23 protein-coding genes are annotated in these 21,502 nt (G+C 71.4%); 9 read left to right on the forward strand and 14 right to left on the reverse strand.

What is annotated here, in order from left to right; all coding sequences use genetic code 11:
• Positions 1 to 197 precede the first annotated feature (197 nt).
• From ACIBF7_RS34910 to ACIBF7_RS34930, 5 genes are all read right to left on the reverse strand, one after another.
• Positions 198 to 455: a DUF6457 domain-containing protein gene (locus ACIBF7_RS34910; RefSeq protein ID WP_148031375.1), complete on the reverse strand. Its 258-nt coding sequence runs from the start codon at positions 453 to 455 to the stop codon at positions 198 to 200.
• Entirely contained in the window at positions 439 to 1,008 is a 570-nt protein-coding gene (locus ACIBF7_RS34915) for a molybdenum cofactor guanylyltransferase (protein WP_271278399.1), read from the reverse strand. The genes ACIBF7_RS34910 and ACIBF7_RS34915 overlap by 17 nt, the downstream gene beginning before the upstream one ends.
• On the reverse strand, positions 1,005 to 2,015 hold the full coding sequence (locus tag ACIBF7_RS34920; RefSeq protein WP_397199048.1) for a P1 family peptidase: 1,011 nt from the start codon (positions 2,013 to 2,015) through the stop codon (positions 1,005 to 1,007). The genes ACIBF7_RS34915 and ACIBF7_RS34920 overlap by 4 nt, the downstream gene beginning before the upstream one ends.
• On the reverse strand, positions 2,015 to 3,004 hold the full coding sequence (moaA, locus tag ACIBF7_RS34925) for a GTP 3',8-cyclase MoaA (RefSeq protein ID WP_397199049.1): 990 nt from the start codon (positions 3,002 to 3,004) through the stop codon (positions 2,015 to 2,017). Before moaA ends, ACIBF7_RS34920 begins: the two co-directional genes overlap by 1 nt.
• 70 nt (positions 3,005 to 3,074) lie before the next feature.
• On the reverse strand, positions 3,075 to 3,872 hold the full coding sequence (locus tag ACIBF7_RS34930) for a phosphotransferase enzyme family protein (RefSeq protein ID WP_397199050.1): 798 nt from the start codon (positions 3,870 to 3,872) through the stop codon (positions 3,075 to 3,077).
• 159 nt (positions 3,873 to 4,031) lie between these two features.
• Between ACIBF7_RS34930 and ACIBF7_RS34935 the strand changes: the two genes are divergently transcribed.
• From ACIBF7_RS34935 to ACIBF7_RS34945, 3 genes are read left to right on the forward strand one after another with little or no spacing between them, the layout of a single operon-like run.
• Positions 4,032 to 5,186 carry an RtcB family protein gene (locus ACIBF7_RS34935; protein ID WP_148031371.1) on the forward strand — a complete coding sequence of 385 codons (1,155 nt, stop codon included), beginning with the start codon at positions 4,032 to 4,034 and terminating at the stop codon, positions 5,184 to 5,186.
• Between the two features lie 14 nt (positions 5,187 to 5,200).
• A complete protein-coding gene (gene aroQ / locus ACIBF7_RS34940; protein ID WP_271278402.1) occupies positions 5,201 to 5,656 on the forward strand; it encodes a type II 3-dehydroquinate dehydratase in 456 nt (151 codons plus the stop codon).
• A 41-nt stretch (positions 5,657 to 5,697) separates the two neighbouring features.
• Entirely contained in the window at positions 5,698 to 6,924 is a 1,227-nt protein-coding gene (locus tag ACIBF7_RS34945) for a serine hydrolase (RefSeq protein ID WP_271278403.1), read from the forward strand.
• Here ACIBF7_RS34945 and ACIBF7_RS34950 read toward each other — a convergent pair whose 3' ends face one another.
• The 7 genes from ACIBF7_RS34950 to ACIBF7_RS34980 form a co-directional block, all read right to left on the reverse strand.
• The gene (locus ACIBF7_RS34950) at positions 6,925 to 8,148 is read right to left on the reverse strand and encodes an IucA/IucC family C-terminal-domain containing protein (protein ID WP_397199051.1); all 1,224 of its coding nucleotides are present in this window, start codon (positions 8,146 to 8,148) and stop codon (positions 6,925 to 6,927) included.
• 52 nt (positions 8,149 to 8,200) lie between these two features.
• Complete coding sequence (locus ACIBF7_RS34955; RefSeq protein ID WP_271278405.1) at positions 8,201 to 9,346, reverse strand: alanine racemase; 1,146 nt, start codon at positions 9,344 to 9,346, stop codon at positions 8,201 to 8,203.
• 281 nt (positions 9,347 to 9,627) lie between these two features.
• Positions 9,628 to 11,319: an endo-1,4-beta-xylanase gene (locus ACIBF7_RS34960; RefSeq protein ID WP_271278406.1), complete on the reverse strand. Its 1,692-nt coding sequence runs from the start codon at positions 11,317 to 11,319 to the stop codon at positions 9,628 to 9,630.
• 257 nt (positions 11,320 to 11,576) lie between these two features.
• Positions 11,577 to 11,807: a hypothetical protein gene (locus ACIBF7_RS34965; RefSeq protein ID WP_271278407.1), complete on the reverse strand. Its 231-nt coding sequence runs from the start codon at positions 11,805 to 11,807 to the stop codon at positions 11,577 to 11,579.
• Positions 11,804 to 12,409: a TIGR00645 family protein gene (locus tag ACIBF7_RS34970; protein WP_148031365.1), complete on the reverse strand. Its 606-nt coding sequence runs from the start codon at positions 12,407 to 12,409 to the stop codon at positions 11,804 to 11,806. Before ACIBF7_RS34970 ends, ACIBF7_RS34965 begins: the two co-directional genes overlap by 4 nt.
• A complete protein-coding gene (locus ACIBF7_RS34975; RefSeq protein ID WP_261808515.1) occupies positions 12,410 to 12,535 on the reverse strand; it encodes a hypothetical protein in 126 nt (41 codons plus the stop codon).
• A 115-nt stretch (positions 12,536 to 12,650) separates the two neighbouring features.
• Positions 12,651 to 12,854 carry a hypothetical protein gene (locus ACIBF7_RS34980; RefSeq protein WP_364230640.1) on the reverse strand — a complete coding sequence of 68 codons (204 nt, stop codon included), beginning with the start codon at positions 12,852 to 12,854 and terminating at the stop codon, positions 12,651 to 12,653.
• Between the two features lie 230 nt (positions 12,855 to 13,084).
• On the opposite strand from ACIBF7_RS34980, the gene ACIBF7_RS34985 reads away from it, so the two are divergent.
• From ACIBF7_RS34985 to ACIBF7_RS35010, 6 genes are read left to right on the forward strand one after another with little or no spacing between them, the layout of a single operon-like run.
• Positions 13,085 to 14,179: an ABC transporter ATP-binding protein gene (locus tag ACIBF7_RS34985; RefSeq protein WP_397199052.1), complete on the forward strand. Its 1,095-nt coding sequence runs from the start codon at positions 13,085 to 13,087 to the stop codon at positions 14,177 to 14,179.
• The gene (locus tag ACIBF7_RS34990; RefSeq protein ID WP_397199053.1) at positions 14,172 to 15,263 is read left to right on the forward strand and encodes an ABC transporter ATP-binding protein; all 1,092 of its coding nucleotides are present in this window, start codon (positions 14,172 to 14,174) and stop codon (positions 15,261 to 15,263) included. Before ACIBF7_RS34985 ends, ACIBF7_RS34990 begins: the two co-directional genes overlap by 8 nt.
• Positions 15,260 to 16,177, forward strand: coding sequence for a carbohydrate ABC transporter permease (locus tag ACIBF7_RS34995; protein ID WP_397199054.1), 918 nt, complete (start codon positions 15,260 to 15,262; stop codon positions 16,175 to 16,177). The genes ACIBF7_RS34990 and ACIBF7_RS34995 overlap by 4 nt, the downstream gene beginning before the upstream one ends.
• Positions 16,178 to 16,236: 59 nt before the next feature.
• Positions 16,237 to 16,989, forward strand: coding sequence for a carbohydrate ABC transporter permease (locus ACIBF7_RS35000; RefSeq protein WP_148034532.1), 753 nt, complete (start codon positions 16,237 to 16,239; stop codon positions 16,987 to 16,989).
• Positions 16,990 to 16,992: 3 nt separating this feature from the next.
• Positions 16,993 to 17,268: a DUF2160 domain-containing protein gene (locus ACIBF7_RS35005; protein ID WP_397199055.1), complete on the forward strand. Its 276-nt coding sequence runs from the start codon at positions 16,993 to 16,995 to the stop codon at positions 17,266 to 17,268.
• Between the two features lie 14 nt (positions 17,269 to 17,282).
• Entirely contained in the window at positions 17,283 to 19,061 is a 1,779-nt protein-coding gene (locus ACIBF7_RS35010; protein WP_397199056.1) for an ABC transporter substrate-binding protein, read from the forward strand.
• A 31-nt stretch (positions 19,062 to 19,092) separates the two neighbouring features.
• On the opposite strand, the gene ACIBF7_RS35015 is transcribed toward ACIBF7_RS35010, so the two are convergent.
• Complete coding sequence (locus ACIBF7_RS35015) at positions 19,093 to 19,878, reverse strand: hypothetical protein (protein ID WP_148031359.1); 786 nt, start codon at positions 19,876 to 19,878, stop codon at positions 19,093 to 19,095.
• A 39-nt stretch (positions 19,879 to 19,917) separates the two neighbouring features.
• Complete coding sequence (locus ACIBF7_RS35020; RefSeq protein WP_397199057.1) at positions 19,918 to 21,477, reverse strand: MDR family MFS transporter; 1,560 nt, start codon at positions 21,475 to 21,477, stop codon at positions 19,918 to 19,920.
• Positions 21,478 to 21,502 lie beyond the last annotated feature (25 nt).

The raw sequence follows: 21,502 nt of genomic DNA on the forward strand, positions 1-21,502 counted from the left end.
CCGGGTGGTTTGCCCCCGTAACCACCCGGCGTCGCCCTTTTCCCGGCAAAACTTTCGAAGCCGATGATCTGTTCACGAGCCGGCTTCGCAGTCGGATAGGGCCGCTTTCCCGAAATCGTTTACACCCCGCCAGCCCCACAATTCACAGGGAATCTTCAGGGTCGGGCGGGGCTTGACTGCACGAGTTCGTTCCAGTGTCAGCGGTCGGTCAGCGTCTCGGTTGTGGTCTGGCCCCAATTCCTGGCGAGCGCGGTCAGCCGCTCCACCGCCTCCTCCGGCGCGGTCCCGGCGCCCTGGGCCAGCCCCAGCAGGTAGGCGGTCAGCGGCGCGGCCGGCCTGGCCACCCCGTGCGCGACCTCCTTCGTCAGCTCCAGGATCTGGTCGCGGTCCACCCTGGCCGGGTCGATGCCCAACTCCTCGCAGGCCAGCGCGGTCCACTCAGCCAGCACGTTCATTCCGAGCCTCCTCCAGGTCGTCCCTGGTGTCGCAGTCGAACCAGGCTTGCCGGGGCAGCGGCACCCGCCGCCCCACGAGCGGCGCCAGCAGCCCGCGCAGCGACCGCCCCTCGTAGGCCGCCAGCGCCTCCCGCAGCCCGGCGGCTTCCCAGACGCCGAGCAGCCACTGTTCGCGTCCTTCCCCGTCCACGGCGACCGCCCCACGCCCTGCGCCGGTATGCGCCAGGAGGGTGGAGAGGTGGGAGGGGGCCAGGAACGGGAGGTCGCCGGCGAGGAGGACCACCCAGGGGGCGGTGACCTCGGCGAGCCCCGCCCGGAGCGCGGGCACCGGCCCGGCGCCCGGCGGGTCCTCGCGGACGAAGACGGCGCCCGGGATGGCCCTGGCAGGTCCCACGATGACGACGCGCCCGGCCTCACGGGCGGCGGCGGCGACGTTGCCGACCATCGGCGTGCCGCCCACCTCCAGGCCGGGTTTGTCCACCCCGCCCAGCCGTTCAGCCCTGCCGCCCGCCAGGATCACCGCGTCGAACACGTCTCCACCGTACGCGGTCATGTCCTCAGGAGCTCCAGAAGACGCGGCGCGGGGAGCGCGTGGGCGGTGCGGCCCTCGGCGCCCGTGGTCGTCTCGGCCGCGAGCAGGGAGTTCAGCACGGACTCCTCGACGGCGTCCATGGCCGCGCCGAACAGCGGGTTCAGCTCGTGGTCGGGCATCGGGGCGTGCCCGGTGCGGGTGGTGAAGGCGATGGCGTAGTCGCCGCTCCCGTGGCTGTAGTCGGCGCCCACCCGGCCGAGCGCGAAGACGGCCCGCCTGGCCAGCCGGGTGAGCTGCCGGGCGTCCACGGGCGCGTCGGTGGCGATGACGATCATGCAGGAGCCCGCCTCCTCCGGCCCGGCTGGAGGGAGGCACTCGCCGGGGAGCCCCAGGGAGGAGGGGGTGATCGGGCGGCCGTGGAGGCGGAGGGTGCCGCCGAAGTTGGCCTGGACGAGGGCGCCCAGCGTGACCTGCTCGCCCGCGGCATGCAGCAGGCGGGAGGCGGTGCCGATGCCGGCCTTGAAGCCCAGGGCGGTGGTGCCCGTGCCGGCGCCGGCGCAGCCCTCGGCGACGGGACCGCCGGCGGCCGTGGCGACGGCCCGCAGGACGTGGGCCTCGGTGACGGGGCGGGCGCGGATGTCGGACAGGTGGCCGTCGTTGCACTCGCCGACCACCGGGTTGAAGGTTCGTACGCCGGCGCAGCCCGGCTGCGCGAGCATCCAGGTCACCAGCGCGTCGGCGGCGCGGAACGCCGACAGGGTCGCCGTGAGCACGATCGGCGACTCCAGCAGGCCGAGCTCGGACAGCTGGGTGGCGCCGACGAGCTTGCCGTGGCCGTTCCCGGTGAACAGCCCGGCGGGGAGCGGCGCGTGCGGGCCGATCCCGCCGGGCACGACGGCGGTGACGCCGGTGCGGACGGCGGGGTCGCGGACGAGGGTGACGTGCCCGACGCCCACGCCGGGCACGTCGGTGATCGCGTTGTGCCGGCCGCTGTCACCGGTGGCGAGGCCCAGGTCGCGGGCCCGCACTAGCCGCCGATCGCCGACATGGGGCGGGCCGGCTGGAGGAAGGAGGGGTCGTCGATGCCGTGGCCGGCGCGCTTGCCCGCGACGGCGGCGATCCACCGCTCGGCCAGCTCGTCGTCGGTGGCTCCCGCCCGCATGGCGGACTTGAGGTCGGACTCCTCGCGGGCGAACAGGCAGTTGCGGATCTGGCCGTCGGCGGTGAGCCGCACGCGGTCGCAGGCGCCGCAGAACGGCCTGGTGACCGACCCGATCACGCCGACCCGCGCGGGCCCGCCGCCGATCAGGAACCGCTCTGCGGGCGCGCTGCCGCGCTCCTCCACGTCGTCGGGGGTGAGCTCGAAGGAGCCGGACAGCAGCGCGAGGATCTCGTCGGCGGTGACCATGTTCGCGCGGCTCCAGCCGTGTTGCGCGTCGAGCGGCATCTGCTCGATGAAGCGCAGCTCGTAGCCCTGCTCCAGGCACCAGCGCAGCAGCGGCACCGCCTCGTGCTGGTTGACGTCGCGCATGAGCACGGCGTTGACCTTGACCGGGCGCAGCCCGGCACGGTGCGCGGCGGCCAGGCCGTCGAGCACGTCGGGCAGCCGGTCGCGGTGGGCGAGCCGCTTGAACGTGTCGCGGTCGAGCGTGTCGAGGGAGACGTTGACCCGGTCCAGCCCGGCGCCGGCGAGCGCGTCCGCCATGCGGGCCAGGCCGATACCGTTGGTGGTGAGCGACACCTGCGGCCGGGGCCGCAGCGCGGTGGTGCGGGCCACGATGTCGGCAAGCTCCCGGCGCAGCAAGGGCTCGCCTCCGGTGTAGCGGACCTCGGTGACGCCGAGGCGCTCGACGCCGATGGTGACGAGCCTGACCACCTCGTCGGCGGTCAGGAGCTGGGCGTTGGGCAGCCAGTCGAGCCCTTCCGGCGGCATGCAGTAGGTGCAGCGCAGGTTGCATTTGTCCGTGAGGGACACCCGAAGATCGGTAGCCACCCGCCCGAACGAGTCACGCAGCATGGGCGTCACCTCCCGTGGTCGCCAAAAGGACAGCCTACGTCCGCCTTGTGTCCGGTCTCAAAACGGCGCATCACCGTACGGCCTCCTGGAGGACGAGCGCGTGGCGTGCCACGTGGGCCGCGTCGGCGAGATACAGCGCGTCGTGGCCGCCGGCCAGGTGGGCGGCGAAGGCGGCATCGCCCGCCGCCGCCTTCTCGCGGATCAGCCGCGCCATGCCGTGCAGGCGCTCCCCCACGACGTCCGTCAGGGCCGCGCGGTCGGCGGCGGCGAGCCCGTACGCGTCGCAGAACAGCCCCAGCCGCCGCGCCTGCTCGGGCACGGGCGTCGGCGCCTCCCCGTGGCCCTGGGCGGTCAGGGGGACGAACCGGTAGGCCGCGTACGCGACGTCCCAGAGCCTCGGCCCGGGGTGCGCGGTGTCGAAGTCGATGAACGCGACGGGCGCGCCGTCGCGGAAGACGCAGTTGTACGGGGCGATGTCGGCGTGGCAGACGACCTCGGCGGGCTCGCGCGGCGGGAAGTACCACGCGGCGTCGCCGGGCGGCGTGAAGCCGGTGGTCGCGTCGTGGTAGGCGCGCAGCAGGCCGGCCACGGCCCGCAGGGTGGCGTCGTCGCGCACGTACGGGGGCACCGGGTCGCAGGCGGCCGTGCCGGGGACGAAGTCGAGGATCTCGCGGCCCTGCCCGTCGAGGCCGTGGGCGCGGGGCGCGCCCGTGAAGCCGCGCGCGGCGAGGTGGCCGAGCAGCGCGTGCACGGCGGGCGTCCACGGACCGGCCGGCCTGCGCACGGTGTCGCCGACGCGGACGACCACGTTGACGCCACCGCCCGCGAGGATCTCCTCGGTCGTGGATCCGGTCGGGTCAGGCAGCACAGCTCACGCTCCACCCACGCTCCACCCGCAAAGGGCCGTAACAGGATGATCGTAACAAGCTCAATTAACCGTCCCATATTCCGTGCCAGCGTAAATGAGTGGGCTGGAGCGGCGGTTCCAGGGCAGACTGGATCAAGGACGATCAAGGAGTTTCCCGTCATGCCGAACCAGCCCGCCCCGAACCTGCTGTCCTGGGCCAGCGAGATCGACGACCGCACGATCGAGCAGGCGGCCCGCGCCGCCCGGATGCCGATCGTGTCCGGTCACGTCGCGCTCATGCCCGACGCGCACGTGGGCATCGGCGCGACGGTCGGCTCGGTCATCCCCACCGAGGGCGCGATCATCCCGGCCGCCGTCGGCGTCGACATCGGCTGCGGGATGGTCGCCACGGAGACCACGCTGACCGCCGCCGACCTGCCCGACACGCTCGCCGCCCTGATGTCGCTGGTCGAGCGCCGCATCCCGGCCGGCGTCGGCCAGGGACACCAGGACCCGTCGGTCGACCGGGCGCTCAGCGAGCTCGGCCACCCGCACACGAGCCTGACGCGGGAGCAGGAGACCAAGGTCGCCCGCCAGTTCGGCACCCTCGGCTCGGGCAACCACTTCGTCGAGGTCTGCCTGGACGAGCGCGACCGCGTGTGGACCGTGCTCCACTCGGGTTCGCGCGGCATCGGCAACCAGCTCGCCACCATGCACATCACCGGCGCGAAGAACCTGATGAAGCGCCAGGCGATCGGCCTGGAGGACCCGGCGCTGGCCTACCTGGTGCAGAACACGCCGGAGTTCGACGCCTACATCGAGGACATGCTCTGGTCGCAGCACTACGCCATGGCCTCGCGGGCCCGCATGGACAAGGTCCTGGTCAACGCCCTGTTCCAGGTCGTCGGCACGGGCCGGAGGGTGCGGACCATCAACTGCCACCACAACTTCACCCAGCTGGAGACGCACCACGGCAAGCGGCTGTGGATCACCAGGAAGGGCGCGATCAAGGCGGACACCGGCGACGAGGGCGTCATCCCGGGCTCGATGGGCGCGCAGTCGTACATCGTGCGCGGGCGCGGGAACGCCGACTCCTACCACTCGTGCGCGCACGGGGCGGGGCGGCGGATGTCGCGCACCCAGGCCAAGCGCGAGCTGTCGGCGAGGTCGCTGAAGGCGGCGATGGGCGGCCGCACCTGGAACGCCGACCGGGCCGCCGCGCTGGTCGACGAGCACCCGGAGGCCTACAAGCCGATCGACCGGGTGATGGACGACCAGAAGGACCTGGTCACCGTGCAGCACACGCTGCGGCAGGTCTTCAACTACAAGGGCTGAGTACGATCAGTCGGATGACATCCGTCTACGTGTTCAACGGCCCGAACCTCAACCTGCTCGGCACCCGCAAGCCGGAGGTGTACGGGACCACGACCCTGTCCGACGTCGAGACGATGTGCCGGGAGGAGGCCGAGGCGCTCGGCCTGGAGCTGGTCTTCGGGCAGTCCAACCACGAGGGCCAGCTCATCGACTGGATCCAGGAGGCGGGCGCCGCGGTCAAGGCCGGCCAGGCCGTCGGCGCGGTGCTGAACCCCGGCGCCTACACCCACACCTCGGTCGCGCTGCACGACGCGATCGAGGGCGTGGAGCTGCCGGTGATCGAGCTGCACATCTCCAACGTGCACCACCGCGAGCCGTTCCGGCACCACTCCTACATCTCGCCGGTTGCCAGAGGGATCGTGGTCGGTTTCGGGGTGTACGGGTACGTGCTGGCGATCAGAGGGCTGCACAACGCCGCGCGACCGGCCTAGAATCCTGTTCTAGATTTGTTCCGGGCTCCGGAGGAGGCGCGGTGGGCGAGCTGAAGGTGACCTGCGACCCGGAGGACGTCGGCCTCGACTCCGCCCGCCTCCGGCGGATCGACGCCCATTTCGCCCCGTACGTGGACGACGGGCGGCTGCCCGGCTGGCTGGCGCTGGTGAGCCGGCGCGGCGAGATCGCCCACCTGTCCGCGTACGGGTCGCGCGACGTCGCGTCGGGCGCCCCGGTGGAGCCGGACACGCTGTTCCGGATCTACTCCATGTCCAAGCCGATCACCTCGGTCGCGGTGATGATGCTGTACGAGGAGGGGCTGCTGGAGCTGACCGACCCGGTCAGCCGTCACCTTCCGGCGTTCGCGGACGTGCGCGTGTACGAGAAGGGGCCGACCTTCTCCCCCGTCACCCGGCCGGCGGCGGAGCCGGTGCGGGTGTGGCACCTGCTCACCCACACCTCGGGCCTGGTGTACGGGTTCCAGCACGTGAGCGTCGTGGACGAGCTCTACCGGCGGGCCGGGTTCGACCGGGGAGCGCCGCGCGGGATGAGCCTGGCCGAGGCGGTCGACCGGTGGGCGGAGCTGCCGCTGCTGTTCGAGCCGGGCACGCAGTGGAACTACTCGGTGGCCACCGACGTGCTCGGCCGGCTGGTCGAGGTGGTGTCGGGCCGGCCGCTCGACGAGTTCCTGAGCGAGCGGATCTTCCGGCCGCTGGGCATGGACGACACCGGGTTCTGGATCGACGGGGAGCGGGCGGGGCGGATGGCCACGCTCTACTCGGCGGACCGCCACCGCAGGGCCGTGCCCATGGACACGCGGGGCGCGGAGCTGCGGCGGCCGTCGTTCCTGTCGGGCGGCGGCGGGCTGATCTCGACGGCGGGCGACTACCACCGGTTCACCCAGATGCTGCTGCGCGGCGGCGAGCTGGACGGGGTGCGGCTGCTCGGCCCGCGCACCGTCGCCTACATGACGCGCAACCACCTGCCGGGCGGAGCCGACCTGGAGGAGTTCGGGCGGCCGGTGTTCGCCGAGGTGCCGTACGCGGGAGTCGGGTTCGGGCTCGGGTTCGCGGTGGTGCGGGACGCCGCCCGGCACCGGACGCTGAGCTCGGCGGGCGAGTTCAGCTGGGGCGGGGCGGCGAGCACCGCGTTCTGGGTGGACCCGGCGGAGGAGCTGACGGTCGTCTTCATGACCCAGCTCCTCCCCTCGGACACCCATCCGATCAGGAGCAGGCTGCGGCAGCTCGTCTACCAGGCGCTGCTGTAGCTAGCGCCAGGCGGGGGGCTCGCCGGTGTCGACGAGGTTCCACCGGCCGTTGGCATGCAGGCGGTCCTCGTAGTAGTGGACGGTGGGCGGCAGGCCGACGCGCGGCCCGGCGGCGAACTCCTCCCGTGCGGCGCGCCGCAGGTGCTCCGGGTCCACGCCGAGGGTGTCCGCGGCGACCCTGGCGAGGCGTTCGAGCGCGTGGTGGCCCATGAAGCTGTCGTAGGTGAGGCTGAAGACGCGCTCGCGCGGCTGCTCGACGTCGCGGGAGATGACGTTCACGGGCGGCAGGTCGCGGGTCAGGCCGCGCTCGGCGCGGGTGGCGGGGTCGATGTAGACGCCGCAGTCGCGGTACAGGATCGCGGTGCGGCGGCCGTCCGGGTCGAACGCGAACAGCGTGTTCTGGCCGTGCGGCTCCGGTACGCAGCCCGTGGCGGAGACGGCGCGCAGCCAGAGGCGCACCATGGGGGCGACGACCCGGCTCGCCAGCCAGCCGGTGGGGTCCTCGCCGCTGCGGGCGGCGAGCTGCGCCATGAGCGGCGGGTCGTCGGGGCCGCGCACGTCCTGCCCGTACAGCGCGAACAGCGGCACGGTGAACCGCGGGGTCCCCCGGGCCGGGCCGGGGAGCAGGTGGGGGCGGATCTCACGGATCAGGAAGCCCCAGGCCTCGGCCGGGTCGGCGCCCAGGACTCCGGCGGCGACCTCGGGGAGGACCGGCAGCCCGGCCGCCGACAGCTCCTCGGCCGCCCAGAGCTGCACCGAGATGATCGGCCGCCGCAGCCGCCGGGTGAAGCGCGACAGCCGCCGGGGGTAGTGGAGCTTGACGAAGTGCGGCTCCACCGGCTCGTCGCCGATGCGCTCGACGAACACGGTGCGGGCGTTGGCCGACGGCACCACGGTCAGGTCGGGCCCGCGTTCGGTGAGCGCGTCCCGGTCGGGCAGGCCGGGGAAGGCGAGCGTCTCGGGGTGCACGGGCAGCAGGAACCCGTCGCCGCCCCGGTAGAGCTTGACCGTGGTGGACTCCAGCGCGTTGCGCAGGAAGGTCCCCCGCTCGGGCGGCACGCGGAAGGTCGGCACCGCGAACCGGTCGAGGCCGAGCTGCGGATGGTACGGCTCGGAGATCTCCAGGTCCGCGGAGAAACGACTGTAGGCGCGGGTGCCCGCGCCCAGATACCGTTCGGCGTACTGCCACACCCGCAACGGTTCCCGCTGGTCGTCAAAGATCATTCGCACCCGTTCCTTGGTAGGAGAGCCGGTAGATACCCGACCCGGCACGGTCTCAGTCGAGGTAGCGGAAGCGCGGCGGCGGGTGCATGAGGAACTCGTGGTGGGACAGGTTCCAGGCGTACGCGCCGGCCAGCTCGAACACCACGAGGTCGCCAGGCCGCAGCCCGGTCACCGGGACGTCGCGGGCGAGCACGTCCCTGGGCGTGCAGAGCTGGCCGACCAGGGTGGCCGGGCCGGTGAGCGCGGGGCCGGCGATCGCCCGGTGCAGGACGGTGAACGGCTGGTCGTGGCCGCGGGCGACGGGGGTGCGCAGGTGGTGGGTGCCGCCGCGCAGGACGGCGTAGTCGCGGCCGTGGTTGCGCTTGACGTCGAGCACGTCGGTGACGTACCAGCCGTGGTACGCGGTGAGCGACCGGCCGGGCTCGACCCGGAGCCGCGCCCCTGTGGCGGGCAGGGCGGCGGGCAGGGCGGCGGCGTACGCCTTCCAGTCGAACACCTGGTCCGGCGCCCGGTAGTCGACGCCCATGCCGCCGCCGAGGTCCAGCTCCGGCTCGGTGAGGCCGGGCAGGTGTGCGCGGAGCCAGGGCAGCGCCCAGGACGTCACCCGGCGGGCCAGAGCGGCCATGGCGGGGGCGTCGTGCTGGGCCCAGGTCAGGTGGGTGTGCAGACCGCGCACCCGGATGTGCGGGGCGGCGGCCAGCAGCGGCAGGCAGGCGGCCAGGCCGTCCTGGTCCATGCCGAACGGGCTGGCGGCGGCCTGCCGGGTGTCCTCGCCGGGCAGGTCCGGGTTGGCGCGCAGCAGCACGTCCGCCGGGGCGCCGAGGGCGATCAGGCGGGCCAGCTCGCGGGGGCTCTCCACGTGCAGCCGGTGCACGCCGGGCGTCAGGGCGAGGGCCAGCTCGGCGTCGGTCTTGCCGGGTCCGCTGAAGGCGATCGGCAGGTCAGGGGCGACCTCGCGCACGTGCGCCAGCTCGCCGCCGGAGGCCACCTCGAAGCCGTCCACGTACGGGACGAGCGCGCGCAGGATCTCGGCGGCCGGGTTGGCCTTGACGGCGTAGTAGAGCTCGGCGGTCCCGGCCAGCGCGCCGCGCACTCCGGCGGCGTGCGCACGCAGCGCCGGCAGGTCGTACACGTAGGCGGGCAGGTCTCCCCCGCCGGCCAGCCGCAGCGCCTCCGCCCGCACGGGCTCCGTCACCATCGGCGCTCCCCTCTCGTCCCCTGGAGCAGACGGTACGGCAGAGGGATCATGGTACGCGCGCCGGGGCGGGACGGACGGAAACCCCGTCCCGCCGGCCCCCGTCTCGTACCGGAGAGGGGTGTCCCGGACGGGACGGGGCGGCGGGACGGGGTGGTTCCGTTCCTCCGCCCCGTCGAGGCAGTCACGGGGACGGAGGAACGGAACGCGGGCGGAGGGTCAGAGGGGTGACCGCGCGGGCTCCTCGGCGCTCGCCGTGCCTCCCTCGAACCCGCGCGGGGATCTCACGGTGAGGCGCAGGTGTAGCCGGACACCGTCTGGGTGTTGCCGTTGGGCCGGCTGACCTGGAAGCCGAACGAGGTGCTGGCGCTCGGGCCGAGGTTGCCGTTGTAGCCCATGCTCTTGGCCGTGACGGTCTGGCCGCTGGTGGTGAGGGTGGCGTTCCAGGAGCCGGTGACGCTGTGGCCGGCGGGGAGGGTGAAGGTGACGGTCCAGCCGTTGATGGCCGACGATCCGCTGTTGGTCACGGTGACGGGCTGGATGACGTACCCGTTGCCCCACTGGGTCTGGACGGTGCCGGTGGCGGTGCAGGGGCCGCTCGGGCCGCCGCCGCCGGTGGTGGTGAAGGTGACCGCGCTGGACGGGCTGGACAGGTTGCCGGCGCCGTCACGTGCTCGCACGTACACCTGGTACTGGGTGTCGGCGGACAGCCCGGTCAGGTTGATCGAGTTGGTGGACGACTGGCCGAGCTGCGGGTCCGTGGTGCCCTGCTCGCGGTAGACGTTGTAGCCCGCCAGGCCGCTGCCGCCGGAGTCGGTGGAGGCCGACCAGGTCAGCGTGGCCGAGCTGCCGGTGACGTTGGAGGCGACCGGGGTGCCCGGGGTGGTGGGCGGGGTGGTGTCGGAGGGAGTGCCGCCGTCGAGCGCGTTGTGGACGGCGGTGTAGGACGGCTTCTGCTGGTAGTTCTCGTCGTAGATGAGCGCGGCGCCCTCGCCGGAGAACGTGTCGGGCACCCACGAGTGCCGGTCGGTGAAGCCCCAGATGGTGACGCCGGCGCAGGCGTTCACGGCCAGGCAGGCCTGGATCACGTCCCGGTAGTAGTTGGCCTGGGTGGTGTCCTTGCTGGAGCTGCGGGGCATCTGCATGCGGATGTCCACCTCGGTGATGCGGACCTGGACGCCGAGGGCGGCGAAGCGCTCCAGGTTCTGCCGGAGGTCGCTGGGGAAGCCGTACTGGATCGCCAGGTGGCTCTGGAAGCCGACGCAGTCGACGGGCACGTTCTGCTCGCGCAGCGAGCGCACCAGGTTGTACATGGCGGTGCTCTTGGCGTTGATGCCCTCGACGTTGTAGTCGTTGATGCACAGCCGGGCGTCCGGGTCGGCGGCGCGGGCGTAGCGGAAGGCGTCGGCGATGTAGCTCTGGCCCAGCGTGTTGTACCAGAACGACGAGCGCAGGTTGCCGTTCTCTTCGAAGACCTCGTTCACCACGTCCCAGGAGACGACGGCGGCGTTATCGGCGTAGCGGCCGACGACCTGGCTGATGTGGTTCTGCATGGCCGAGCGCATGGCGGTGGCGCCCAGGCCCTGCACCCAGCCGGGGGTCTGGTTGTGCCAGACGAGGGTGTGGCCGTGCACCTGCTGGTTGTTCTGGGTGGCGAAGTTGACGATGGTGTCGGCGCCGGAGAAGTTGAACTGGCCCTGGTTGGGCTCGGTGGCGTCCCACTTCATCGCGTTCTCGGCGGTGATCTGGTTGAACTCGGTCGCCGCGATGTTCCGGTACTGGGTCTCGTTCGACAGCGGTCCGGTGGCGAGCGCGGTGCCGATGAACTTGCCCCGCGCCGCGGCGTGCTGGCGCAGTGGGGCCGAGGCGTCGGCGGGGCCGGCCGGCAGGAAGAACACGGCGAGCAGCCCGAGCAGGGCCGCCGCCGCGAGCGTCCTGGGCCGGCTGCCGGGTCTGATGGGGGTTGACGAAAGCACGAGCACCTACCTCCGGAAGCTTGCCAAGATCCGGTCCCGAAATCTTTCGGCGTCTTCGGGATCCCTGCCGGGACGGTAGGGACAGGCAGGAGACAGGGTCAATGCCCGCGCGCGCACGCTGCTGTTAGAGCAGGTGGAGAGCTGAAATTATCGGCAATCTCGTGAAACTTTCATCGAGCGAAGTGCCTGTTCTCCATGATGGCGTGCCCGCCCCCGCTGGGGGAGATGAGGGGCGGGCACGGTCTGGTGGGCCCTCGTCAGGCGTCGTCGTCCGACACCCGGGAGGCGTCGGCGCAGGTGCTGGTGCCCGTGCTGAGCAGCTTCAGCGCGGCCCCGCAGGTGCTGACCGGCGCGGAGACCGGCTCGACGATCTCGTCGTTGAAGATGATCACATCGCCGATCAGGGAGGAGGCGGGCTTGGCGGTCTCGGGAGCCTCGGCGGCGGCGGGGGCGGCGGGGGCGGCGGCGCACACCAGGCCGGCGATCACGCCGCCGAGACCCGTGACGGCGAGGCGCCGGCGGGACCGGCCGTCTGGTCGGAGCGGTGGCGGCTGCTCTGCATGATCCGGTCGATCAGCGCGAGCGCCACCGCCGAGGCGATGAAGGTCAGGTGGATCAGTGTCTTCCAAAGCAGCTCCCTGTCGGTGACGGCCGGTCTGGCCGCGTTGATGAAGATCTGGAGGAGGTGGATGGACGAGATGCCGATGATGGCCATCGCGAGCTTGACCTTGAGCACGTTGGCGTTGACGTGGGAGAGCCACTGCGGCTGGTCGGGGTGGCCCTCGATGCGCAGCCGCGAGACGAACGTCTCGTAGCCGCCGACGATCACCATGATCAGCAGGTTGGAGATCATCACCACGTCGACCAGGCCGAGCACGATGAGCATGACGGTGGTCTCGGCCGGATGGCCGGTGAATCCCAGATGGACGAGATGCACGAGCTCGGCCATGAACCGCCACACGTAGACCACCTGGGCGGCGATGAGGCCGAAGTAGAGCGGCGCCTGGATCCAGCGGCTCAGGAACATCACATAGCCGAGCCGGCTGGCGGCGCGCCGGCGGGCGGGAAGGGTGCGCAGCTGCGGATACATCTAGGACGTGAGGATGTTCACGTGCTGGACCACGGCCTCCAGGCGGGCGATCGGTTCGCCGCCGATATGAGGCGGCAGGACGATCGCCGCCGCGGCGAGGGCGGCGGCCAGGGCTCGGTCGGACATCGCAGCTCCTTCGTTCATAAGTGGGGGGACGCGCGCGGGGGCGGGGACCGGGGGATCCGTCCGGGCGGCGCGGCTGGAGACCGCGCCGCCCTCGCCACCGGCCTGGGGGAAGGTGTCAGGGAGCCAGGCAGTGGACGGCGGGGAGCTCGGCCGGGATGCCCGGCGAGCTGGGGTCGACGAGACTGGTCGCACCGGCGGCGCTCTCGGCCAGACAGAGCGAGACCGCGACCGGGTCGACGACGGCGTGGGCGGGGGTAGCGGCGAGCAGGCCGGCGGCCACGAGCGCGGCGGCCGTCAGCGAGCGGGTGGTGGGTCGCATGTGCCCTCCTTGGGCGGGTAATCGGGTCACCCCGGGATTGCTACCCACCGTAATCACAAAGTAACTCTGCGTACAAGAGGTGCCTGTGGATTCTCATCTTCCCGCCGGATAAATCCCGCTTCGCACCACAAAATCCGGCCTTTGCACGAGGTTGTGGATCATGTTAACTAGAGGTGAAAAGTCTCGATCGTCGCGGTAGCTGACACCTGTTCCGGGAAGGACCGGGCACAGTGACGCTCGTCATCGATGGCGTCTCCGTACGCCGGCGCGGGGAGATCTGGCTCGACGACATCCACCTGGAGTCATCCGGTGGCATGACGACGCTCCTCGGGCCGATGACCGCGGGGAAGACCACGCTGATGCGGGTAGTGGCCGGGCTGCTGCCGCCGGACGCCGGGCGGGTGGTGGTCAACGGCGAGGAAGTCACCGGCGTGTCGGTGCGCAAGCGGTCGGTGGCCTTCGTCTACCAGCAGTTCATCAACTACCCGTCGCTGACCGTCTACGAGAACATCGCCTCCCCGCTGCGCCTGGCCGCGGAGTTCCCCAAGGGCGAGGTGGACCGGCGGGTGCGCGAGGTCGCGGAGCTGATGGGCATCGGCGAGCTGCTCGGCCGCCGTCCCGGCGAGCTGTCGGGCGGCCAGCAGCAGCGCACCGCGATCGCCAGGGCCCTGGCCCGGCCGGTGGACGTGCTGCTGCTCGACGAGCCGCTCGCCAACCTGGACTTCAAGCTGCGCGAGCAGTTACGCGCCGACCTCAAGCGGATGTTCAGGGACTCCCCCGGCGTGGTGCTGTACGCGACGGCGGACCCGAACGAGGCGCTGTCCTTCGCCGCGCCGGCGGTGGTGCTGGGCGAGGGCCGGGTGCGGCACCGGGGCGACCCCGCGGACCTGTACGCCGGGCCGCCGACGCTGGAGGTGGCCGCGACGCTCAGCGACCCGCCGCTGAACCTGCTGCCCGGCCTGGTGCGCGACGGCCGGATCGAGTGCCTGGGCGCCTCGTTCCCCGCGCCGGGCCTGACCGGGCCGGACCGGCGGGTGGTGGTGGTGGCGGTGCGCCCGCACCAGGTGGGCATCGAACGGGCCGGCCCCGGGATGCTGGAGTTCCCGGCCGAGATCAGGCTGGCGGAGGTGACGGGCAGCGCCACGTTCGTCCACCTGCTGCTGGAGGGCGGGACGCACCTGGTGGCGCATCTGGCGGGCACGCACCCGTACGAGCCGGGAGAGCCGGCGGTGGCGTACGTGGATCCGGCGCGGGTGTTCGTGTTCGGCGAGGACGGCGCGCGGCTGCATGCCCCGCTGGGGGCGGAGGTCCGCCCGCATGGCTGAGATCCGCCTGGAAGGCGTGGCGCACAGTTACGACGGCGGCGGCACGTGGGCGCTGAAGCCGATGACGTGGACCTGGCGGACCGGCCGGGCGTACGCGCTGCTCGGGCCGAGCGGGTGCGGCAAGACGACGCTGCTCAACATCGTCAGCGGGCTGCTGACGCCGACGCGGGGACGGATCTGGTTCGACGACCGCGAGGTGACCGGGGTGCCGCCGGCGGGGCGGAACATCGCGCAGGTCTTCCAGTTCCCGGTGTTATACGACCAGATGTCGGTCTACGACAACCTGGCCTTCCCGCTGCGCAACCGCGGGTACCCGAGGCAGGAGGTGGACCGGCGGGTGCGCCGGGTGTCGGGCCTGCTCGGGCTGGACGAGCACCTGCGCCGCCGGTCGCGGCGGCTGGACCCGGGCCGCCAGCAGATCGTGGCGCTGGGCCGCGGCCTGGTCCGCCCGGAGGTGGCCGCGGTGCTGCTGGACGAGCCGCTGACCGTGGTGGACCCGGCCATGAAGTGGACGCTGCGCAGCAAGCTCAAGGAGATCCACCGCGACACCGGGCACACGCTGGTCTACGTCACCCACGACCAGACGGAGGCGCTGACGTTCGCCGACGAGGTGGTGGTGCTCAACGACGGCGAGATCGTGCAGGCCGGGGAGCCGGGCGAGCTGTTCCTGTCGCCCGCGCACGAGTTCGTCGGCCATTTCATCGGCTCGCCCGGCATGAACGTGCTGGACGGGGCGGTGGCCGGCGGGCTGGTGCGGGTGGGCGACGCCGCAGTCGGCCGGGCGTCCGGCGACCTGCCGCCGGGGCCGGTGCGGATCGGGGTGCGGCCGGAGTTCGTGCGGCTCACAAGCGAGGAGGCGCCGCCCGGCCTCGCCGCCCGGGTGACCGGGATCGACCGGATGGGCGCGTACGATCTGGTGCACACCCAGGTGAACGGGCACCCGCTGGTCGCCCGCACGGACGCGGCGGCCGTGCGGGAGCCGGGCTCCGTGACCTTCCTGCGCTTCGCGGAGGGCCGGGCGTTCCTGTTCAGGGACGCGGTCCGGTGCGGGGTGGTCGAGCCGCTGCCGGGGAGCGCCCCGTGACGGCCGCCCTCCCCTCGCGGCGGACGGAGCCGGCCGCCGAGGACCGGGCCCCGGGCAAGCGGCGCGCCAACCGGGCCTGGTTCCTGGTGCTGCCGGTGGTGGTGTCGGTCGCGTTCACCGCCGTCATCCCGCTGATGACGGTCGTGAACTACTCGGTGCAGGACATCTTCAGCCCGGACGACCGGCTCTTCGTCGGCCTGGAGTGGTTCCGGTCGGTGGCGCGCGACCCGGAGGTGCGGGCCGCGTTCGTCCGCACGCTGCTGTTCTCGGCGCAGGTGCTGCTGCTGGAGATCCCGCTGGGCGTGGCGGTGGCGGTGGTGATGCCGCGTCGCGGTCTCGGCGTGCCGGCGGCGCTGGTGCTGGTCGCACTGCCGCTGCTCATCCCGTGGAACGTGGTGGGCACGATCTGGCAGATCTTCGCCCGGCCGGACATCGGGCTCGGCGGCTGGGCCGTCAACAACGTGCTCGGCCTGGACTACAACTACACGCTGGACGCCGCCGACGCGTGGATCACCGTGCTCGTCATGGACGTGTGGCACTGGACGCCGCTGGTGGCGCTGCTGGCGTACGCGGGGCTGCGGTCGATCCCCGACCCGTACTTCCAGGCGGCGCAGATCGACGGCGCGTCGGCGTGGGCGACGTTCCGGCACATCCAGCTGCCGCGGCTGCGCGGGGTGCTGACGATCGCGATCCTGCTGCGGTTCATGGACAGCTTCATGATCTACACCGAGCCGTTCGTGGTGACCGGAGGCGGGCCGGGGAACGCGACCTCGTTCCTCAGCGTCCTGCTGTCGAAGATCGCGGTCGGGCAGTTCGACCTGGGGCCGGCGGGGGCGTTCTCGCTGCTGTACTTCCTGGCCGTGCAGATCGTCTGCTACGTGTTCTTCACCGTGCTGACCAGGACCGGGAGGTGAGCACGGTGCGGAGGCTGCCGTGGGCGCGGACGGTGTTCTGGCTGTACGGGATCACGCTGATGCTGCCGCTGCTGTGGATGTTCGGCATGTCGATCCGCCCGAACCAGGACATCCTCGGCAGCTTCCGGCTCATCCCGGAGCGGGTGACGTTCGACAACTACGTCACGTTCTTCACCAACCCGGTGTGGTACTCCAGCTATCTCAACTCGATCGTCTACACGTCCATGAACGCGGTCATGTCGCTCGTCATCGCGCTGCCGGCCGCGTACGCGTTCTCCCGGTTCAGGTTCGCCGGGGACAAGCACCTGTTCTTCTGGCTGCTGACGAACAGGATGGCGCCGCCCGCGGTGTTCCTGCTGCCGTTCTTCCAGATCTACCAGGCGGTCGGGCTGTTCGACACCCATCTGGGCGTGGCCATCGCGCACATGCTGTTCAACGTGCCGCTCGCGGTGTGGATCCTGGAGGGCTTCATGTCCGGGATCCCGCGCGAGATCGACGAGACGGCCGCGATCGACGGCTACTCGCTGCCCCGGTTCTTCGTCAGGATCTTCCTGCCGATGATCCGGTCGGCGATCGGCGTCACGCTGTTCTTCTGCTTCATGTTCAGCTGGGTCGAGCTGCTCATCGCGCGCACGATCACGTCGGTGAACGCCAAGCCGATCGCCGCCACCATGACCCGCACGGTGAGCGCGGCGGGCGTCGACTGGGGGCTGCTCGCGGCGGCCGGGGTGCTGACGATCGTGCCGGGCGCGATCGTCATCTGGTTCGTCCGCAACTACATCGCCAAGGGTTTCAGTCTGGGGAGGGTGTAGCCGATGCCCGACTGGATGGTGTGGACCGGGCCCACCGCCGCCGTCTTCGTCGGCCTCGGCCTGCTGCTGTGCGGGATGGCGATCTGGGCGAGGATCTCGCCGCCGGTGTCGCGGCGGGGGTTCCTGCGCATCGAGACCGATCGGGGGGACCGGCTGTACATCGGCCTCATCAGTGGGGCCGCCGTGCTCGCCGGGTGGATCGCCGTCACCGATCTGTCCATGTGGCTGGCGCTGGCGGTGGCGTTCCTGGTGGTGCTGGCGATCGGGATGTGGGGCTGACTAAGGAGGCGGCGATGCCGTTCGGCAGGAAGATCCCCAAGAGGAGCACGATCTGCGCGGCCGTGCTCGTCCTGCTGGCCACGGGCTGCTCGCAGGGCGGCGGCTCGGCAGGCGGCGGCGAGTTCAGGGAGGCCGACGCCAAGGCGGCCGCCCAGCGGTGGGTGTCCACCGAGTTCACCCCGAGCACGCTCTCCAAGGAGCAGCAGCTCGCCGAGATGGACTGGTTCATGAAGGCCGCGGCCCCGTACCGCGGCATGGAGATCAACGTGGTGTCGGAGACGATCACCACCCACGAGTACGAGTCGCAGCAGCTCGCCAAGGCGTTCTCCGAGATCACCGGGATCAGGCTCAAGCACGACCTGATCCAGGAGGGCGACGTGATCGAGAAGCTGCAGACGCAGATCCAGGGCGGCCAGAACATCTATGACGCCTACGTCAACGACTCCGACCTGATCGGCACCCACGCGCGCGGCGACTACGTGCTGCCGCTGTCGGACTACATCGCCGGGGAGGGCAAGGCGGTCACCTCGCCGACGCTGGACCTGGAGGACTTCATCGGGATCAGCTTCACCACCGGGCCCGACAAGAAGATCTACCAGCTGCCCGACCAGCAGTTCGCGAACCTGTACTGGTTCCGCTACGACTGGTTCACCGACCCGGCCGTCAAGAAGCAGTTCAGGGACGCGTACGGCTACGAGCTCGGGGTGCCGGTCAACTGGGCCGCGTACGAGGACATCGCCGACTTCTTCACCAGCAAGGTGAACGGTGACGGGACGATCGACGGCCAGAAGGTCTACGGCCACATGGACTACGGGCGCAAGGACCCGTCGCTGGGGTGGCGGTTCACCGACGCGTGGCTGTCGATGGCGGGCAACGGCGACCCGGGCATCCCGAACGGGCTGCCGGTGGACGACTGGGGCATCCGGGTGGAGAACTGCCGCCCGGTCGGCTCGTCCGTCAGCCGGGGCGGCGACACGAACGGGCCCGCCGCCGTGTACGCGCTCACCAAGTACGTCGACTGGCTGAAGAAGTACGCCCCGCGCGAGGCCGCGGGCATGAACTTCAGCGAGGCGGGCCCGGTGCCGGCGCAGGGCAACATCGCCCAGCAGATCTTCTGGTACACGGCCTTCACCGCCGACCTGACCCAGCCGGGGCTGCCGGTGGTGAACGAGGACGGCACGCCCAAGTGGCGGATGGCGCCGAGCCCGCACGGCGCGTACTGGAAGGACGGCCACAAGCTCGGCTACCAGGACGCCGGCTCGTGGACGCTGCTGAAGAGCACCCCGGCCGAGCGCAGGGCGGCGGCCTGGCTGTACGCGCAGTTCGTCACGTCCAAGACGGTGTCGCTGAAGAAGTCGATCGTCGGGCTGACGTTCATCCGCGACACCGACATCCGCAGCGAGTACTTCGAGCAGAACGCGGAGAAGTACGGCGGGCTGATCGAGTTCTACCGCGGCCCGGCGCGCGTGCAGTGGACGCCGACCGGGACGAACGTGCCGGACTACCCGCGGCTGGCGCAGCTGTGGTGGCAGAACGTGGCCACCGCCGTCACCGGCGAGACCACGCCGCAGCAGTCGATGGACAGCCTGGCCAAGCAGCAGGACGACATCCTGTCCCGGCTGGAGCGCCGCGGCTACGGCGGCCAGTGCGCGCCCAAGCTGAACCAGGAACGGGACGCGCAGTACTGGTTCGACCAGCCGGGCGCGCCCGTGGCGAAGCTCCCGGACGAGCGCGGCAAGCCGGAGACCCTGGACTACGACGAGCTGATCGCCCGCTGGAAGAAGGCGGACTGACCCGCGCGGGTGGAGTGGGCGAACCCGACTGTCAGCGGGGTTCCTGCCTGCGCGACATGCGGTGGAGCCGGGCGTGCAGCACGGTCATCCTCCGCGTGAACTCCCGCTCGTCGGAGTACACGTCGTAGTCGTCGATCTCGTGGAACGCCTCGTCGAGAAGCCGGCCGAGATCGCCGTGCGCCCGCTCCCCCGCCGCCATGGCTTCCCTTCTCGCCGCCACCCAAGCGTGGCGGAACCGCTCGACGTCGAGACGGCCCGCCACGAACCCGTCGATCAGCGAGAGTTTCCTCCGGGTGACCGACTCCGGTGGCACCTCCGCCGGCGTCCGCCAGGAGGGCCATCGGGGCGGATGAGCCGCCGCGACCTCCAGCAGGAAGGGATTCGTCGTGGCGAGCCGCCGCGCGAGCCGCGCGAAATCCGCCTTCGCCTGTTCGGTCCCGCAAGCGAGGCAGGCCGCGACGAACGCACGAGGGCCGGAGACGAGGGCGTACTGCCGCATGGTCATGAGGACCGCTCCCGACATGTCGGGCAAAGTCATGACGACGTCGGAGCCGGCCCACGAACCCGGGAGCGCGAGGGCGCCATCGCCCACCAGGATCGTCTCGACTCGCCGTGCACCGAGCGGCGCGGCGAGGACGCGGGTCTGGCCGCACGCACGCAGGCCGCGCCCGATCGAGGACAGGAGCCTGGAGTCTGGGACGGGCCGCGACGCCACGGGAACGGTGACCTTGTCCCCCACGGCCGTCCAGGCGGCGCTGAACCCCGTACCGCCGTCGAGCATCTTCTCGACCCGGATCACCCGATGATCAGGAGTCACGGATTCATCCTGGCGGCTCGGCACGGGAAGGGGCCGGTGTCAGGAGGCCGGGACCGGGTGCTCGTCCGCCTGCTTGGGGTCCGGGAGGTCCAGGGTGTCGCGGAGGGTGACGGACTTGAAGAAGAGGGTGGCGATGACGCCCACGACCGAGAGCCCCGCCGAGATGAGGAAGATGTGACCGGTCGCGTCCCCGTACGCGGATCGGACGATCGTCTTGATCGGCTCCGGCAGGGCGGCGATGTCGAGGGTGGCCGCGCCGCCGCTGGCCGAGGCCGGGATGCCGGCCTTGGCCAGACCCTGGCTGATGCTGGTGGCGACCTGGTTGGCGAGGACGGCGCCGAGGACCGAGACGCCGATGGTGCCGCCGAGCGAGCGGAAGAACGTGATGGCGCCGCTGGCCGCGCCGAGTTCGCGCAGCGGGACGGTGTTCTGGATGGCCAGCACCAGATTCTGCATCGACATGCCGACGCCCACGCCGACCAGCACCATGGCGGCGCCGATGAGGTACAGCGAGGTCTGGTGGTCCATCGTCGACAGCACCAGGAAGCCCAGGGTGAGCACGATCGAGCCGGTCACGATGTACGGCTTGATCTTGCCGCTCCTGGAGACCATGCGGCCGCTGATCGTGGAGGAGACCAGCACGCCCGCCATCATCGGGATGGTGAGCAGGCCCGCCTCGGTCGGGGTGTAGCCGCGGCCGATCTGGAAGTACTGGCCCAGGAAGACCGAGCCGCCGAACATGGCCATGCCGACCGCGAGGCTGGCCACGATGGCCAGGGCGGGGGTGCGGCGGCGGATGACGTGCAGCGGCACCACGGGCTGGGCGGCCCTGGTCTCCACCCAGGTGGCCAGCGCCAGGAGGACGGCGCCGCCGCCGGCCATGGCCGCGGTCTGCCACGACAGCCAGTCGAAGGAGTTGCCGACGAACGTGATCCAGATGAGCAGCACGCTCACGCCGGCCGCGATGAGGGTCGCCCCGGCGTAGTCGATCTTGACGTTGTCCTGGCGGACGGTGGCGACGTGCAGCGTCTTGTGGAGCAGGCCCAGGGCGACGACGGTGAAGGGCACGGCGATGAAGAAGCACCAGCGCCAGCCCAGCCACGAGGTGTCGGCGATGAGCCCGCCGAGCAGCGGCCCGCCGACGGTGGCCACGGCCATGACGGCGCCGAGGTAGCCGTTGTAGCGGCCGCGCTCCTTGGGGCTGATCATCGCGGCGATCACGACCTGGACCAGGATCTGCAGCGCGCCCATGCCGAGCCCCTGCAGCGCCCGGAAGGCGATGAGCTGCTCGGTGTTCTGGGCGAACCCGCAGGCCAGCGAGGTCACCATGAAGATCACGATGGAGATCTGGAGCAGCAGTTTCTTGCTGAAGAGGTCGGCCAGCCTGCCCCAGATGGGCGTCGACGCGGTGGCGGCCAGCAGGGAGGCGGTGACGACCCAGGTGTACTGCGACTGGGTGCCCTTCAGCGCGCCGATGATCTGGGGCAGCGCGACCGACACGATCGTGCCGCTGATCATGGCGACGAACAGGACCAGCAGCAACCCGCTGAGGGCTTTCAGCACCTGCCGATGCGTCATCGGCTCGGCAGGTGCTGTCATGGGTGCGCTCACGCGCGACCTCCGT

The organism is Nonomuraea sp. NPDC050478 (assembly GCF_044458265.1).
Classification (GTDB): domain Bacteria; phylum Actinomycetota; class Actinomycetes; order Streptosporangiales; family Streptosporangiaceae; genus Nonomuraea; species Nonomuraea ferruginea.

Bases quoted from the DNA above. Each gene is read 5' to 3' on its own strand.
- ACIBF7_RS34910 (WP_148031375.1), bottom strand. From the start codon at position 455: ATGAACGTGCTGGCTGAGTGGACCGCGCTGGCCTGCGAGGAGTTGGGC.
- ACIBF7_RS34915 (WP_271278399.1), bottom strand. From the start codon at position 1,008: ATGACCGCGTACGGTGGAGACGTGTTCGACGCGGTGATCCTGGCGGGC.
- moaA (WP_397199049.1), bottom strand. From the start codon at position 3,004: ATGCTGCGTGACTCGTTCGGGCGGGTGGCTACCGATCTTCGGGTGTCC.
- ACIBF7_RS34935 (WP_148031371.1), top strand. From the start codon at position 4,032: ATGCCGAACCAGCCCGCCCCGAACCTGCTGTCCTGGGCCAGCGAGATC.
- aroQ (WP_271278402.1), top strand. From the start codon at position 5,201: ATGACATCCGTCTACGTGTTCAACGGCCCGAACCTCAACCTGCTCGGC.
- ACIBF7_RS34950 (WP_397199051.1), bottom strand. From the start codon at position 8,148: ATGATCTTTGACGACCAGCGGGAACCGTTGCGGGTGTGGCAGTACGCC.
- ACIBF7_RS34955 (WP_271278405.1), bottom strand. From the start codon at position 9,346: ATGGTGACGGAGCCCGTGCGGGCGGAGGCGCTGCGGCTGGCCGGCGGG.
- ACIBF7_RS34970 (WP_148031365.1), bottom strand. From the start codon at position 12,409: ATGTATCCGCAGCTGCGCACCCTTCCCGCCCGCCGGCGCGCCGCCAGC.
- ACIBF7_RS34975 (WP_261808515.1), bottom strand. From the start codon at position 12,535: ATGTCCGACCGAGCCCTGGCCGCCGCCCTCGCCGCGGCGGCGATCGTC.
- ACIBF7_RS34980 (WP_364230640.1), bottom strand. From the start codon at position 12,854: ATGCGACCCACCACCCGCTCGCTGACGGCCGCCGCGCTCGTGGCCGCC.
- ACIBF7_RS34990 (WP_397199053.1), top strand. From the start codon at position 14,172: ATGGCTGAGATCCGCCTGGAAGGCGTGGCGCACAGTTACGACGGCGGC.
- ACIBF7_RS35000 (WP_148034532.1), top strand. From the start codon at position 16,237: ATGCTGCCGCTGCTGTGGATGTTCGGCATGTCGATCCGCCCGAACCAG.
- ACIBF7_RS35005 (WP_397199055.1), top strand. From the start codon at position 16,993: ATGCCCGACTGGATGGTGTGGACCGGGCCCACCGCCGCCGTCTTCGTC.
- ACIBF7_RS35010 (WP_397199056.1), top strand. From the start codon at position 17,283: ATGCCGTTCGGCAGGAAGATCCCCAAGAGGAGCACGATCTGCGCGGCC.
- ACIBF7_RS35020 (WP_397199057.1), bottom strand. From the start codon at position 21,477: ATGACAGCACCTGCCGAGCCGATGACGCATCGGCAGGTGCTGAAAGCC.